General features: G+C 54.7%; 14 protein-coding genes. 9 read left to right on the plus strand and 5 right to left on the minus strand.

What is annotated here, in order from left to right:
* The first annotated feature begins 66 nt into the window (after nucleotides 1–66).
* Genes FJ147_22400 through FJ147_22415 form a run of 4 tightly spaced genes read left to right on the plus strand, consistent with a single transcriptional unit; the run spans nucleotide 67 to nucleotide 4,541 of the window.
* Complete coding sequence (locus tag FJ147_22400) at nucleotides 67–819, plus strand: hypothetical protein (protein ID MBM4258638.1); 753 nt, start codon at nucleotides 67–69, stop codon at nucleotides 817–819.
* Nucleotides 816–2,180 (plus strand): sigma-54-dependent Fis family transcriptional regulator, encoded by a 1,365-nt coding sequence (locus FJ147_22405; GenBank protein ID MBM4258639.1) that lies wholly within the window; start codon nucleotides 816–818, stop codon nucleotides 2,178–2,180. Before FJ147_22400 ends, FJ147_22405 begins: the two co-directional genes overlap by 4 nt.
* Nucleotides 2,158–3,456: a hypothetical protein gene (locus FJ147_22410; GenBank protein MBM4258640.1), complete on the plus strand. Its 1,299-nt coding sequence runs from the start codon at nucleotides 2,158–2,160 to the stop codon at nucleotides 3,454–3,456. The genes FJ147_22405 and FJ147_22410 overlap by 23 nt, the downstream gene beginning before the upstream one ends.
* Before the next feature lie 20 nt (nucleotides 3,457–3,476).
* Complete coding sequence (locus FJ147_22415) at nucleotides 3,477–4,541, plus strand: D-2-hydroxyacid dehydrogenase (protein ID MBM4258641.1); 1,065 nt, start codon at nucleotides 3,477–3,479, stop codon at nucleotides 4,539–4,541.
* A gap of 219 nt (nucleotides 4,542–4,760) precedes the next feature.
* Here the strand turns inward: FJ147_22415 and FJ147_22420 are convergent, their stop codons facing one another.
* The 3 genes from FJ147_22420 to FJ147_22430 form a co-directional block, all read right to left on the minus strand.
* Nucleotides 4,761–5,474: a hypothetical protein gene (locus FJ147_22420; protein MBM4258642.1), complete on the minus strand. Its 714-nt coding sequence runs from the start codon at nucleotides 5,472–5,474 to the stop codon at nucleotides 4,761–4,763.
* Nucleotides 5,475–5,522: 48 nt separating this feature from the next.
* Nucleotides 5,523–6,257 (minus strand): hypothetical protein, encoded by a 735-nt coding sequence (locus tag FJ147_22425; protein MBM4258643.1) that lies wholly within the window; start codon nucleotides 6,255–6,257, stop codon nucleotides 5,523–5,525.
* A 477-nt stretch (nucleotides 6,258–6,734) separates the two neighbouring features.
* On the minus strand, nucleotides 6,735–7,283 hold the full coding sequence (locus FJ147_22430) for a VOC family protein (protein MBM4258644.1): 549 nt from the start codon (nucleotides 7,281–7,283) through the stop codon (nucleotides 6,735–6,737).
* A 144-nt stretch (nucleotides 7,284–7,427) separates the two neighbouring features.
* Between FJ147_22430 and FJ147_22435 the strand changes: the two genes are divergently transcribed.
* The gene (locus FJ147_22435) at nucleotides 7,428–7,880 is read left to right on the plus strand and encodes a regulator (protein ID MBM4258645.1); all 453 of its coding nucleotides are present in this window, start codon (nucleotides 7,428–7,430) and stop codon (nucleotides 7,878–7,880) included.
* 79 nt (nucleotides 7,881–7,959) lie between these two features.
* Nucleotides 7,960–8,580, plus strand: coding sequence for an N-methyl-D-aspartate receptor NMDAR2C subunit (locus FJ147_22440; GenBank protein MBM4258646.1), 621 nt, complete (start codon nucleotides 7,960–7,962; stop codon nucleotides 8,578–8,580).
* Nucleotides 8,581–8,725: 145 nt separating this feature from the next.
* Here the strand turns inward: FJ147_22440 and FJ147_22445 are convergent, their stop codons facing one another.
* The gene (locus tag FJ147_22445; GenBank protein MBM4258647.1) at nucleotides 8,726–10,651 is read right to left on the minus strand and encodes an NAD(P)/FAD-dependent oxidoreductase; all 1,926 of its coding nucleotides are present in this window, start codon (nucleotides 10,649–10,651) and stop codon (nucleotides 8,726–8,728) included.
* Between the two features lie 55 nt (nucleotides 10,652–10,706).
* Nucleotides 10,707–11,117 carry a nuclear transport factor 2 family protein gene (locus FJ147_22450; GenBank protein MBM4258648.1) on the minus strand — a complete coding sequence of 137 codons (411 nt, stop codon included), beginning with the start codon at nucleotides 11,115–11,117 and terminating at the stop codon, nucleotides 10,707–10,709.
* Between the two features lie 170 nt (nucleotides 11,118–11,287).
* Between FJ147_22450 and FJ147_22455 the strand changes: the two genes are divergently transcribed.
* The 3 genes from FJ147_22455 (at nucleotide 11,288) to FJ147_22465 (ending at nucleotide 14,272) form a co-directional block, all read left to right on the plus strand.
* Nucleotides 11,288–12,346: a hypothetical protein gene (locus tag FJ147_22455; GenBank protein ID MBM4258649.1), complete on the plus strand. Its 1,059-nt coding sequence runs from the start codon at nucleotides 11,288–11,290 to the stop codon at nucleotides 12,344–12,346.
* Nucleotides 12,347–12,355: 9 nt separating this feature from the next.
* The gene (locus tag FJ147_22460) at nucleotides 12,356–12,772 is read left to right on the plus strand and encodes a nitroreductase family deazaflavin-dependent oxidoreductase (protein ID MBM4258650.1); all 417 of its coding nucleotides are present in this window, start codon (nucleotides 12,356–12,358) and stop codon (nucleotides 12,770–12,772) included.
* Nucleotides 12,773–13,093: 321 nt separating this feature from the next.
* Nucleotides 13,094–14,272 carry a cytochrome P450 gene (locus FJ147_22465; GenBank protein MBM4258651.1) on the plus strand — a complete coding sequence of 393 codons (1,179 nt, stop codon included), beginning with the start codon at nucleotides 13,094–13,096 and terminating at the stop codon, nucleotides 14,270–14,272.
* Nucleotides 14,273–14,430: the final 158 nt, after the last annotated feature.

Genomic DNA, 14,430 nt, shown 5'->3' on the forward strand with positions numbered 1-14,430 from the left:
AGGCCTACAGGTCTCCGACGATGAGTTTCAAGCGCTCAATATCAAACCCGGTAAGTTTCATGGCGATTGGAACTATACGCTTCTTCCTCGCTCTTAATCGGTAACTTAATTCTTGCCCATGCCTTAGCCGCGATCGGTCGACTGGCGGCTGGGATCGCGCATGAGGTCCGTAACCCTCTCGGTGTTATCCGCGCCTCGGCATCGATGATTCGTGAGCACTTTACTGCCGCAGAGGAAGCGTATCGCGCGTGTGACTTTATCCGCGAGGAAATTTACCGCTTGAATAGCTTGATTACCGCCTTGTTAAACTTCGCTCGTCCAGCCGAATTGCGCTTACAGTCGGTGATGGTCCATGAGGTCATCGATAAAGCGCTGCTGCTGACCAAAGACGAACTTCAACGTCGCGATATAACTGTGATCCGAGAGGGCGATCGACAGGTAACGTCAGTGATGGCTGACCCAGACCTGGTCGCGCAAGTCGTGTTTGGGCTCCTCACCAATGCGGCTGAAGCGATCGGTAGTCATGGGCAAATCACGCTACGGACGCGAGGCATCCGCGAAGATGTGAGCGTGGAGGTTATTGATACCGGACCTGGCATTGCGCCAGCCGACGCGGAGCGAGTGTTTGAACCCTTTTTTACTACCAAACCCTCCGGCACTGGCCTCGGACTACCGATGGCTGCACGGATCGTGCAAGCTCATGGCGGTGCGATTGAAGTGGTAACCAATACAAGCACAGAAACAATCCGCTCCGGTGCGCGCTTCCGGTTACGTTTGCCGGTGCGGGGACCGCTGACAATGCAGGAGCAGGCGGAATGAAGCCGCGCTTGATGATTCTCGATGATGAGCAACGGATGGTGGATATTCTCGCGATGGTCTTTCGTCGTGAGGGATATGAGGTGTCTCCCTTTGTCGATGCGCGGACAGCCCTCGCTGTACTGCAGGCTGAACCCTGCGATGTCCTGATCACAGACCTCAAAATGCCTGGTGCCGACGGGCTGACGGTGTTACAGCACGCCAAGCAGATCGACGCAGAACTCCCTGTGATTCTGATCACTGCGCACGCCACAGTCTCCACAGCCATTGCCGCGATGCGCCACGGCGCATTTGATTACGTGGAAAAACCCTTCGACAACGATGAACTCAAAGCGCTCGTCCGTCTCGCACTCGATGTCACCCGCTTAGCGCGCGACAACCGCTACCTTCGTGCCGAATTACGCAGCCGTTACCAACCCGATGCCTTGATCGCAGAAAGCGCAGTGATGCACGACGTGTTGGCCTTGGTGCGCCGCGCGGCGAGAAGTCGGAGCACTGTTCTGGTTACCGGCGAGAGTGGCACTGGCAAAGAAGTGATCGCTCGCGCGGTGCATTATCACAGTGATCGCGTCAGTGGTCCGTTTGTCGCCGTCAATTGTAAAGCCTTCGCCGAGAGTGTTTTGGAATCAGAACTATTCGGCCATGAGAAAGGAGCGTTTACCGGCGCAGATCGTACCAAAGCTGGACTGTTCGAGCGCGCCGATGGCGGCACGCTGTTTCTCGACGAGATCGCGGAAGTCAGCGCCGACGCGCAAGCGAAGCTGTTGCGCGTGCTGCAGGAGCGGCGTTTCTACCGTGTCGGTGGGACCACCGAGCGTGCGGTCGATGTACGCCTCGTGGCCGCGACGAATCGTGACCTGCGTGCAGAGGTAACCGCCGGTCGTTTTCGTGAGGACCTCTACTTTCGCCTCGCAGTGATTCCGATTCATTTGCCTCCGTTGCGGGATCGCCCCGAGGACATCCTCCCGCTGGCGCAGCATTTCCTCGCTAAGTGGAACGCGGAGCTGTCGCGCCACGTCAACGGGTGGACTCCAGCAGTTGACGAGTATCTGCGTCGACATTCCTGGCCAGGGAACGTACGCGAACTGGAGAATATCATCGAGCGCGGCGTCGTTCTTGCCCAGCACGATCATCTTGAGTTGGCAGATTTACTGATCGACGGGACTCATGACACATCCTCACCCGAGAAAACGATGTCGCACGAGAACTTGCAAACCTTTCTCGATCGTGCCGCCGCAGACCACGTACGTGCGGTATTGAAGGAAGTCGGCGGTGCCCGAGGTGAGGCCGCCAAACGCCTTGGCATTGAACGGACGACGTTGTATCGCTTGATGAGAAAGTATGGCATTGGAGATGGTGGGTAATGCAGGAGCCTGTCGCAGGGAGCGGTTCCTGTACCTAGTGCTGAAGGAGGGGCAGATCGTGAGGAACTTCATTCGTGCGGGCTTCCTGGTTTGCACGCTACTCGTGGCTTCATTACTGGGAGTGTATACAGCGCCACTCTGGGCCGAGAGCCAAAAGCCAGAACGTGTGCATCTCACCTGGCTATCGGTCACTAACTGGCTGTTTGAGGTAGGATCGACCCGTATTCTCACCGATGGCTATATCACACGCATTCCAGAATCTGCCTTTTCGGGTGTGGGTTTTGCCACGGCGACGCCTAGTAAGCCGGACGAAGCAGCAATACAGCGAGTCATCGCGGCTCTGGGCGAGAGTGGTAAAGTTGATTTTATCCTGACCGGCCATAGCCACTTTGATCATTCTTTTGACACCGCGACGTGGGCTAAACTCACCGGAGCCCGTATCATCGGGGCACGTTCCACCTGTCTCCAGGCGGTGGCACAGGGAGTGCCAGAACGGCAATGCACAACGGTAGAGGGAGGAGAAGTACTCTCACTGGGCGAGCATGCCACTGTCCGTGTTGTCCGCTGGAATCACAGTGGTGATGTGGCGACACCTATGGGTCGCGTCCTCTATACGCCAGTTGAGTTAGCGAAGAACCCTGCGGTTGCCGCCGGTGCTGAGGGCCTCCGGCCCGGTACGTTGGAGGACTTTCCCAACGGCGGTGGCGCGCGTGCATACCTCTTCACTGTGAGTACAGCCAAAGGAGCGGTCAGTTGGTTCTATTCCAACACTGGCAATGCCGACACCTTTCAGAAGGCAGCGCCCATAGACGAGCAGTTCTTCAAAGCACAGGGCTTCACGTTTGCCAATCTCACGTTCGTGCCACCCCAAGCGTCGTCACAGGACAACCTGCGTGGTGCTATGAGAGCAGCAAAACTTGAGCAGGTGGCACTGTGGATTGGCTACAGCGACCGTCGACTCGCTGAGGTCGTTGGCAAGGTCCTGCGGCCACAAACGCATATTCCTCACCACTGGGACGGTTTGTTTACTTCCTTCTTTGCTGGCGTGCCGTATGCGTACGCCTCCATCGCCGGGACAGACGACACTATCGCAGAATGTGAAAGACAGGCGATTACGCTGCTTGCGCCGCTACAGTATTTGGATAAATACCAATTGACTACACAAGGAGTGACAACGGTCGCCAACGACGGGTTGAAACAGAAGCTAGCGCTACCACAGCCGCCGTCGCCACCGTCCGCGGCAGAGCGTGGCCGTATCATTGCGCACAACGATTGATGTGGGAGTGATGGAGCGTTATGGAACCAGTAACCGTTCTCGTGTTGGGCGCTGTCGGTGAACAACCACTGGAACGCATTGCTGCGGTCGATCCGCGCATTCGCGTGATCGATGCACGAGGCGTGTTCGAAGTGGAGTACGCCGAGACGTGGCCCACGGAAACTGTCGAACGTTACGTTCCCAAGTCCTTGATTGCAGGCAGTAAGACGACGCGGGCTGAGCGCGAGGCATTGTTGGCTCAGGCTGAGGTGATCTGCATCCGTTTCCCTTTTCCACTTGATCTTCATGCCCGTGCGCCGCGGTTGCGGTGGCTTCATCAAACACCGGCAGGTGCATCAAACTTGCGTATGGGCGATCTGTGGGGCAGTAATGTGACCGCCACTACCTCACGTGGAGTGAACAATGCTCTGCCGATCGCGGAGTATGTGGTTGCTGGCGTGTTGATGTTCGCTAAATCGCTGCCGCAGGCGTTTCATGATCAGCAACAGCAGAGTTTTGATCGTCGTGCATACCGCTCGATTCTGCTGCAGGGAAAGACACTAGGCGTTGTCGGCTTGGGTGGCATCGGCAGTGAAGTCGCCCGCCTCGCCAAAGCAGTGGGCATGCGCGTAATCGCGACGCGGCGCTCAGTGCGCGCGCCTGAACAAAACACGCAGGGTGTCGAGCAGCTCCTTCCACCTAAGGCACTGTCGTCGTTACTCAGTGAGAGTGACGTTGTTGCGGTGTGTGCGCAGTGGACCCCAGAGACCGACAAGCTGCTTGGGGCAGCGCAGTTGCAGGCGATGAAACCAACAGCATATCTCATCAACGTCGCGCGCGGAGAACTGATCGATCAAACGGCGCTGGTAACCGCGCTGCGCGAACGGCGGATTGCTGGCGCCATGCTTGATGTCTACGACGGCGAATTCACCGGCCCGCCACCCGCAGAGCTGTGGGAGTTGCCCAACGTGGTTATCACACCTCACACCTCCGTTGGCACGGATGTGTCCCTGGCGAAAGGCTTGGACCTTTTTTGTGACAACCTGCGTCGCTACCTTAACAACGAGCCGCTGGCCAACGTTATTGATTGGCAACGAGGGTATTAGCAATTCGTGGATTAGTGATACTCCGTGAAAATCACGAGTTCGAGTACGGATTTTCACGGAGTATTGTTTTTGTGGGTTATCGGTCTGCGACCCCCATTCATGTACAAAACTACCACATCACTTTCAGTAATCTACAGACGCACCGACATTTGGCTCGCTCCCTGTACTTTCGGCGATTTACACTGGAGTACGCTTTATTCTGACGAGTCTCAAAACCGATTAGAAAAGCAATTGGGCTCGGACCTGGAGGATATTGGCATCCGCGAACGCACTGCGGTGCGCGAGGCTATAGTTAGCCATAACCCGCATGTTCGGGTTCAGATACCAGTTAACACCGGTGGTGAAGCCGCTAAGTTTCCCACCGCGAACGGTTCTGTCGTTCAAATCCAACGCCGAATAGCGCATGGCGATTTCCCATGCACCCCAATGCCCCTGGCCATCGAAGTTTTGCTTCGGTGACACGCCGCCAAAGAAACCACCGGTATTTTTGTACTGGCGATTTTCGCCAGTGAGAAAATAACTCGCTTCCATGTAGTAGCCCGAAAATGTGAGTCCCTTCGCTTTGGGCCGCTCCACCATCGCTGAGGTATACTCTGCCTGTAACGAGAACGGGCCATACACGACGGCTAACTCTGGGTTCAGAAGGTTGATGCCGTCACTCGTCAGGTTCCCTGTATCGGCTAACACTGGCGCGAGATGGGCTTCCGGGCGCGCCCTAAAGCGGATTTGGTCATTGTTGCGAAACTTGTGGCTATACGACAAGCCAAGATGTACGAGCTTACGGCCTTGCTCCGCATACCACGGAGTTCCTGTCACCCGCATCGTCAGATTGTACTGCGAATTGCTATCGAAGCCTTTGCCGACATCATCGGTTTCGCGAAATCCACCGATCGCCCATGTCATCCGTTTATCGAAGGCATGGTTCTGAAGCATAATGCCTACGTTACGAGAAGGAACGAAGGCTTCTTCCAACGATGCCGATTACATAAACGTCTCATACCGGTCACTGGTGACCTCACTCAAAGCAAAGGGCTCTTTGAAGTGCCCCATGCGCATCGTCCCTACCCAGGGTAGGCTATTGAGTTGCACGTAGGCATCCATGATTTTGACGGCTCCGGCTGCCAAGTCAGACTCAAACTTATACTCCGCGGTATCGTAGAGGCTCCCTGCGACGGAAAGCCGTGCTCGCCGCATCTGTGTCCCAGTTGATGACTTGCCGAGCTTGGCTGCGAGTTTCGTATCTGGGCTTGTGTATGCCCAGTCGGCCTGGAAGTAGCCACCGGTCTGGAATTTGACTGGAGCATCATCACCGCCCTCGAAGTTCAGCCCATCTTTCCAAAAGACCCGCAGCGTGCCAGGAGTACGTTTCCCCTCCCCTGCAGATTTGCTTACCTCAGCGTTCACTTTGACCATCAGCGCGTCATACTGTTGCGTAGTGATCTGGTTGTTGGCGCGCAGGATATCCAAGATCTCCTGTGCGACGGGTTTCTCAACGGCGGTAGCTTTACCCGCTGTCTCGATTTTGTCCCCTGCTTTTGCCACGCCGCAGCATAGTAGAGCGATTGCTGCAACAAGACTATATTTTGTGAATAGCTGCTTTGTCATATGAATCTCTTTTGTGGAATCCCCCGTGTAGTCTTGTTTCGGCCACATCACCAGAGTCTTTAGTACCGAGCGAGAGGCAAGAGAGGTTATGTCACTGAGGTGCAACCTCATCTCACGCTCGGCAATCGTGACCACATTATCCGCGTTGGCATGGTTGATCGCCTTGCATACGCGTTCACTCAGAGTGAGTCATAGGAAGCATTTGATCGCTGGCTCACTGCACCGCACAAATGAACAGCGACGGAACGCGCCCCCTGCATATGCAAGAGCAGGATCGCTGGTTTGGTCATGTTGTAGAAAGTGGTGTTGCGATAGGGGGAATTGACGACAAGAGGGATAAACAGAAGCCCGGACGGTATGATCCTACATTGGACGCGAGAACATTCGTACACTTCGTCTTCGGACGTTTCACCCCTGTCATTCTGAGCGGAGCGAAGAATCTCTCTGCGAGACCCTTCGTTTCACTCAGGGTGACAATCCGGTTGTGTCGATCTTCTGTGGCTTGATGTAGTTGCGGTAGTGTGCGCTATGCGCACGCTACGGCTTCTTGCTTCACTAACAGAGTGTACCACGCTTTTGTGCTTTGCGTTAGGTAAACGAAAGTTCACGAATCGGGTTGGTACCATCCCACCGGCGCGCCTCGTCACGAATCTTCATCATCGTGTCATACAAAGGTGTTTCTTTCAGGTCCGCCATTTCGTAGAGCAATCCGCCTGGCGCTGAGTCGGTGGCAAAATAGACAAAGCGAATGTTACTGCCTGGCACGACACCTTCATGCGCTGGCTGTACACCGCGTGCACGAGCGGCCTGGTAGGTTTGGTCATACTCTGCGCGCGTTGTCCACGAAGACACATGCTGACAGCCTTCATGACCAGCCAAAAGAAAATCACGATAGGCACTGGGATGATCGTCATGCTGTTGGATCAACTCGATTTGCATCTCACCGGAAAAACCCAGTGCAAGGGTCACATGCGGTGCTGGTGCCGGTTTGCCACGGTAGAGATAATCGGTCGGGACAAAATTCTTGAACAAATAGAAAGGTCCAACGCCCATCGTCTCGGTCCAATAACGTAGCGCCTTATCGAGGTCGCGCACGACAAAGGCAATCTGTCGCATTTCGCCAAATAAGCGGCTCATAAACGATCCTCCTTTGCTGAGTGGTCTCTTCTCATAGCAAAAGATTTCTCTTTCGTAACCTGAGCCTTTTTCATGGTGAAACTGTGGACAGGGGTGGCGATCTCCGATAGGTGTTCAGATCGATCCATTCAAGGAGAAGGTGCTATGGCAACGACTCAATCTCAGACCCCTTCGTACCGTTTCGACGACCGTAACATTCGCTGGCAGAAGTTAGGGGACTTTGAACATTTTGAAGTATTTATCTTCGCCGTTGATGAGAAGAACAACATCGCTGATTTCATCGTCAAGTTTGCAGCGAACGAGAAGATCTTCATCCACCGCCATCTTGCACTGACGAATACGTTTGTGGTCGATGGCGAGCACATCATCTATGAACCCGATGGCAAGAAGAGAGAAGTGCGTCCAGTTGGTCGGTTTACTTCCAGCAAACCTGGAGACGCGCATAAAGAAGGGGGTGGCGCCAGCGGCTGTGTGTTGCAGTACAGCGTACGCGGCGAGAGCGATGAGTTGTTCCATGTCCTTGATGAACAATTGAATGTTCTCGGAACACTGCGCACCGGGGACTTCAAAGCCGCGCTTGATGCGCAGAATCAATAATCATGCAGAAATACGCCAGTGCCGGATTGGGAGTTACGCCGCAGGGCGTTCTCTTGCCTCCTGAGCGGATTGGGTAACAATGCCAAACCTGGAACAATGGCACGACATATGGAGAGGCTTAGGCGTCACCAACGGCAATGTTCCCTTATTCTACGAACTGCTAGGGCGCTATTCTGAAGCGCACCGCAGCTACCACACCGCCCAGCATCTTGACGAATGCTTGGCGTGGATACCCCATGTGCAGCCACTTGCGCACCATCCACACGAAATTGCTCTCGCCCTGTGGTTTCACGACGTCATCTATGACGCCAAACGCCAAGATAATGAACTGCGGAGTGCAGAATGGGCAAAGGCTGAAGTGTTGCGAGCAGGATTGCCAGACGACAGCGCGAACCGGGTCTATGAGTTAGTCATGGTAACCCGTCATAGTGCGGTTCCTGTAGAGACCGACGCGAAAATTCTCGTCGATATCGATCTTTCCATTCTGGGCGCACTCACCGAACGCTTCGATGAATACGAACGGCAGGTTCGTAGCGAGTACGCGTGGGCGCCAGAAGATCTCTTTCGCCAAACCCGCAAGAAGATCCTTCAAGAGTTTCTTGCACGCCCCAGAATCTTCAATATGGCGTATTTCTTCGATCGCTATGAAATCAGTGCGCGAGCTAACTTGCAGCGGTCTATCAACGCACTCAGAACCTAGCAACTCAATCGGTCGTAATTTCAAGAGCCAAATCCGATCACGAGTGGTGCCACTCATCCTTGAAAATCGGGAGTTCAAGTCAGGATTTTCAAGGATGAGTGCTTTTGCTGAAGAGAAGCAGGACAGGCTTATTCCGGCCTACAATTTACGCTTCCTGCCGTGGCTCGACATTGAAGTCCGCTAAATTGGCTTCTTTGGTCATGTCGTAGAAGGTGGTGTTCTTATACGGCGAGTTGACGACGATTCTCCCGCGATCATTGCGATAGTAGGTCTCCATGCCGGGATGTGTCCACACCATGTTGGCGTGGGCTTTGTCGACGCCTTCGATGTAGGCGTCCTGTACGTCTTGGCGGCATTCGACTGCACCAAGATTTTGCGTCAACATTTTTTTCATCACGTCCATGACGTAGCGCATCTGCATTTCGACGACGAAGATGAGGCTGCCGCCGTGGCCGGGTTGCAGGTTTGGACCGTAGAGACAGAAGAAGTTGGGGAAGTCAGGGATGACCGTACCGAGATAGGCCTTGGCGTTGTCATCTTCCCAGACCTCGCGCAAGCTGCGACCTGAGCGTCCGTGGGCCTCGAAGGTTGTCAGAAAACGCAAGACATCGAAGCCAGTGGCGACGATCAACACGTCGGCTTCATATTCTTTACCGTCTTTGGTCACCACCCGATCCGGCTTGATCTCGACAATAGGATTATCCACCAGCGCGACCTTGTCGTTCTTCAACATGCGGTACCAGCCATTGTCCATCAGCATGCGCTTACCGAACGGCGGGTAGGGCGGTACGACTTTCTCCAACAAGTCTTTTCTGTCGCCGAGTTCGGAGACGATGTACTGGGTGAAATAAGCGCGATGCGAGTCGTTGGCTTTGTTGAGTGAACGATCTGGGTACTCCCAATTTGGATCTTTTTGCAAGGTGATATGAATGCGGTCGCCGAACGCCCAACCGAGGCGGATGCGATACCAGGCACGATAGAGTGGTACTTCGCGCAGCAGAAAGCGCATCGCTTCAGGGATTGGCTGACCAAACTGTTCGTTAGGGGCGACCCAATGGGTTGAGCGCTGGAAGATGGTTAACGACTTCACCTTGTCTTGGATCGCGGGTCCGGTCTGCATCGCACTCGCGCCGTTGCCGATCATCGCGACTCGTTTCCCAGTGAGATCAACATTGTCCGGCCATTCGCCGGTGTGGAAACGGGGGCCAGCGAAACGATCGAGCCCTTTGATGTTGGGAAATTTGATGGGGTTGAAGATGCCCACAGCGCTGATGAGTACATTCGATTTCATCACGTCACGTGAGCCATCGTCGCGTTGAGTCGTCACTTCCCACTTTTGCGTGTCTTTGTTGTAGTTGGCCGATTTGACCTCGGTGTTGAAGCGGATGTGTGGCAGTAAGTCGAATTTGTCTGCGACATGTTTGAGATACCCGTGCAGCTCATCGCGCAGGGCGAAATACTTCGTCCAATCATACGGAGCGAATGTGTATGAGTAGAGGTGATTAGGCGTATCGACGCCTGCACCCGGATAGCGGTTGTCACGCCAAATCCCGCCGACCTGCGAGCTTTTTTCCAAGATAGTGAACGGGATACCAGCTTGCTTGAACTTAATTGCGGCACACAAGCCTGAGACGCCAGCGCCAATGATCAGAGCATGAAATCCATCTGGGACGGGAAGTTTCTCGACGACCTCATGCTGGGCCAATGGCAGATCCGCCGCGATGAGTGGATCGTATTCCAGCGGAACCTCTTCGGCCACTGCGCAGGCCAACATTTTGCAGCGCAGTTCGGCAGACGGTTCAGGAATTGCCACGGGTTTGCCAGCACGCCACGCCAAGATTGCTTCCAGCGCCGCTTTGCGAACCTCGGCTTGAATGCGGGTAGGGAGTCCGCCGGAGTCATTATCATTCATGCCACGTGCACGATGCGGTCGATATGGTTCTTCGAGCCAACGCAGATCTCCTGTGAGTTGTACTAACACCATCAAGAGGGTGGGAACGTTGGCCGTGGCAAGAGCTTCAGTAAACTGCTCGGCGTCGCCATGACCATTTGTGAGGTTCTGATCGTTCATATGTTCCTTTCGCAGTCGTCAGTGCCGTAACCACAAAGCAAAGCCACCATAAACACTATACCCCATCAGCTCGAACAATGCGTTGTTGGAACAACCACTGGCCGTTGATCTTCACCAAGCGGTCTTCGTATTCCCCGGCCAGAGCAATCGTGGAAACGCCGCCTTTGGTCGTCGAGGTCATCAACAGGAAGCTCGTGCAGCGCGCTTCATGCCCGGTGATCTCAGGCAAGATGTTGGTCACATAGTGGCGTAGATTTGGTGACTTGTCGGTCAGGCTCTTCACGCTGGCGATAAATTTGTCGAGTTCCTTGTGCGCGTGAAATCGGCCAATCACGCCTTGGAACACGCCGTCGGGCGCAAAGGTATTCGCCCAGCCTTGATAGTCGTTGTGGTCGATGGCGTAGTTGTAACGTGCGATGAGTTCCGCAATTGCCGCTTTATCACGTGCGATCTCGTCTTGTGTCATGGTTAGCCTCCTTGGCGCTACACTGTGACTGCGCGAGGCAAAGAATACAAGAGGTGTTGAACTCCTGTTCACCGGAGAATCTTCATTTGCCTGGCCAGTTCTCCTTGCCAACAGCACTGAAACATGGCTAAAGGAGAATGCGTTGTCTTCGCTGAAAAGGAGAGTTGCTCATGCCTCACTATGTCTATGTCGGTGTGCCGCAGTGGACGGAAACGCTGAACGCAGGACTGCTCGGTGGCCTCTTTCGCCAGACCGCCGGTGCCACCACATGGGAACACTTGACCAGTGGGTTGCCAGACAAAGTCGAAGTGCGGGTCATAGCGGTTCACCCGTCTGATCCGCAGATTGTCTATGCAGGCACCCAGTTCGGTCCATACCGCAGCCGTGATAGAGGCGAGCACTGGGAACGCCTGGCGTTTCCCGAACAAGGTGGCGTGGTGTGGACAATCGTGTTCCACCCACAGAACCCACAACTTATGTATCTCGGGGCGGCACCGCCAGCGGTGTATCGCAGTGACAACGGCGGTGAAACGTGGCAACGTTTGCCGATTGTCGCGACTGCTGGAGCAGTGCGCATGGGCTTTCCGATGCGCGTCATTCGCCTGGCGATCGATCCCCGCAATCCGCAGCATATTTATGCCGCGCTTGAGGTTGGTGGTGTCATCTGCAGTCTCGATGGAGGAGACACCTGGAGTGACTGTACGCCAGCCTTGCTCTCGCTGGCGACACAGCCGCATTTGCGCAGCCAACTCGGTAGTGACACCGACATTGAGGGTATGATGGATGCGCATGCCATCACCGTGAGTGCGACCTCTGAAAGTGCCGTGTTTCTGGCGAATCGCATGGGACTGTTTCGCAGCATCAACCAAGGAGCGAGCTGGCAGGAGTTGGAAATCTGGCGTTTCTCTCCGTTTGCTTATGGTCGCGATATTCAAGTTGCACCCGACGACCCACAGACACTCTACGCCGCGCTCAGCCCAGCCGCGATGAGTCAGGCGGGCTCGATCTATCGCAGCCAAGACTTGGGCGAGACCTGGCAACGTTTCGATCATGACGTCACACCGCGACGGACGATGATGTCGGTCAGCGTGAGTCCACGCGACCCCCGCTGTATCTACGGCGTCAATAGTATTGGACAAGTATTTGGCACCCTGGACAAGGGGGAGACATGGCGGGAATATCCCCTGCCGACGGGACTACGTAACGTCTACACAATAGCCTGTGCATAAGGAGGACATATGTCAGAACTACACGACTTCAATCAGAAGGTCATTGCTGAGTTTCGTGCCAATCAAGGGAAAGTCGGCGGCCAGATGGCCGGGATGCCAATGCTGCTGCTGACCACGACCGGCGCCAAAAGTGGCCAGTCCATCACCAAGCCCCTGGTCTACAGCAAAGATGGCGATCGTATGGTCATCATTGCTTCGTTCGCGGGTGGTCCCAAGAATCCACCCTGGTATCACAACCTGATTGCCAACCCAGAAGCAACAGTCGAAGTCGGTGCCGAACGCTTTCAGGTCAAAGCAGTGGCCACCACAGGCGCAGAACGACAACGACTCTACGACCAGCAAGCGGCACAGATGCCGATCTTCAAAGAATATCAGCAGAAGACCACGCGGCAGATTCCGGTGTTTGTATTGACGCGGATCAAATGAGCAACGGATACGGCGCCTGGCAGGTCACATGACGTCAAGGTCAGTTGAACGATTGACACCTGCACTGGCAGAGGTTTATACCACAGAGCCTCTAGTGGATAGTCCAGAAAGTTTTGATGGATAACTCAAGGGACGTCATTCCCGCGAGGGCGGGAATCCAGGCGGCTTAACGACAGGCCACTGCTGAAGTTCCCTGGATGACCGCCTGCGCGGGCATGACGAAACCCTATCCCGCAAAATTAAATGGACTGACTACTAGACGGAATCGCCACACTTTGAAAATAACAATGCCGCAAGTTGTAAAGGAAGGAACAGTGCTCGATGGATTACAACCCACTCTCACCAGTAGTGCAGGATAACCCGTATCCATACTATAAAGAACTGCGCGATAACGCTCCGGTGGCGTGGGTCGAGTCGATGCAAGCGTACGCAGTCAGTCGCTATGCGGATGTCGATTATATTCTTCGTAACCCCCGTCTGTTTTCCTCTGCGTTGTGGAATGAGGCGGCTTCGGGTGATCTCGTCGTTGTTCCTGAAGCGCCGGGCCTGCTGTCAATGAACCCACCAGACCACACCCGCATGCGCAAGCTGGCCAACAAGGGATTTACCCCAAGCCGCATTCGCGAGATGGTGCCGCATGTACAAGCCATTGCCCAACGGCTCCTCCAGCCATTGAAGAAACAAGCAGAAGTTGACATCGTTTCCTCACTGGCAGTGCCGCTCCCAGTCATTGCGATTGCCGAGATCTTGGGTGTTGAGGTGGAACGACAGACAGATTTTAAGCGCTGGTCAAATGACGTGGTGCGTACGCTCAATCATCCCACTGATGAAACCGTCCGTGCGGAGATTAAGCAAAGTATCAAAGAGTTCCGTGAGTACATTGGCGCTATGATTGAGAAGCGTCGCACTGAACCGGGTAACGATCTCATCACGGCCTTTGTGCAAGCCGAGGAAGAGCGCCAGGTCCTGACGTCCATCGAGGTCCTCGGCTTGACGGTGTTGATCCTCGGTGCGGGTAATGAAACAACGACGAACTTGATCGGTAACTGTGTGTTAGCGTTACTCGACCACCCGGCGGAGTTCGCCAAAGTACAAGCTGGTCAGGTTACGATTCCGGCGATGATTGAGGAAGTGATGCGCTACGACTCAGCCGTTCAGGTGATCTTTCGACAAGCGACGCAAGATGTCGAGCTGGAGGGTGGCAAAATTCCTGCAGGAGCGACGATCCTTGTGCTCCTCGGTTCTGCCAATCGTGACCAACGCAAATATCCTGAACCGGATCGTTTTGATGTCGACCGCAATCCTCCCGATCAGCTCGGCTTTGGCTATGGCATTCACTACTGCTTAGGAGCGCCACTGGCTCGACTCGAAGCGCGCTCGGCTCTTGAAGCACTGTTATTTGGGTGTCCACCGTTTGCCCGCAAGGCCGACAAGGTCTCCCGGGTGCCCACGTACTTGGTTCGTGGGCCCCAGACGCTACCCCTGCGCTTCGCAGCGTGAATACCGTATACTGACGAGAAAAAAAGAGGAGCACTAAGGCATGGGCAAGAATTAAGTTACCGATTAAGAGCGAGGAAGAAGCGTATAGTTCCAATCGCCATGAAACTTACCGGGTTTGATATTGAGCGCTTGAAACTCATCGTCGGAGACCTGTAGGC

It is taken from the genome of Deltaproteobacteria bacterium (assembly GCA_016874775.1).
In the GTDB taxonomy this organism is placed as follows: Bacteria; Desulfobacterota; Binatia; order Bin18; family Bin18; genus VGTJ01.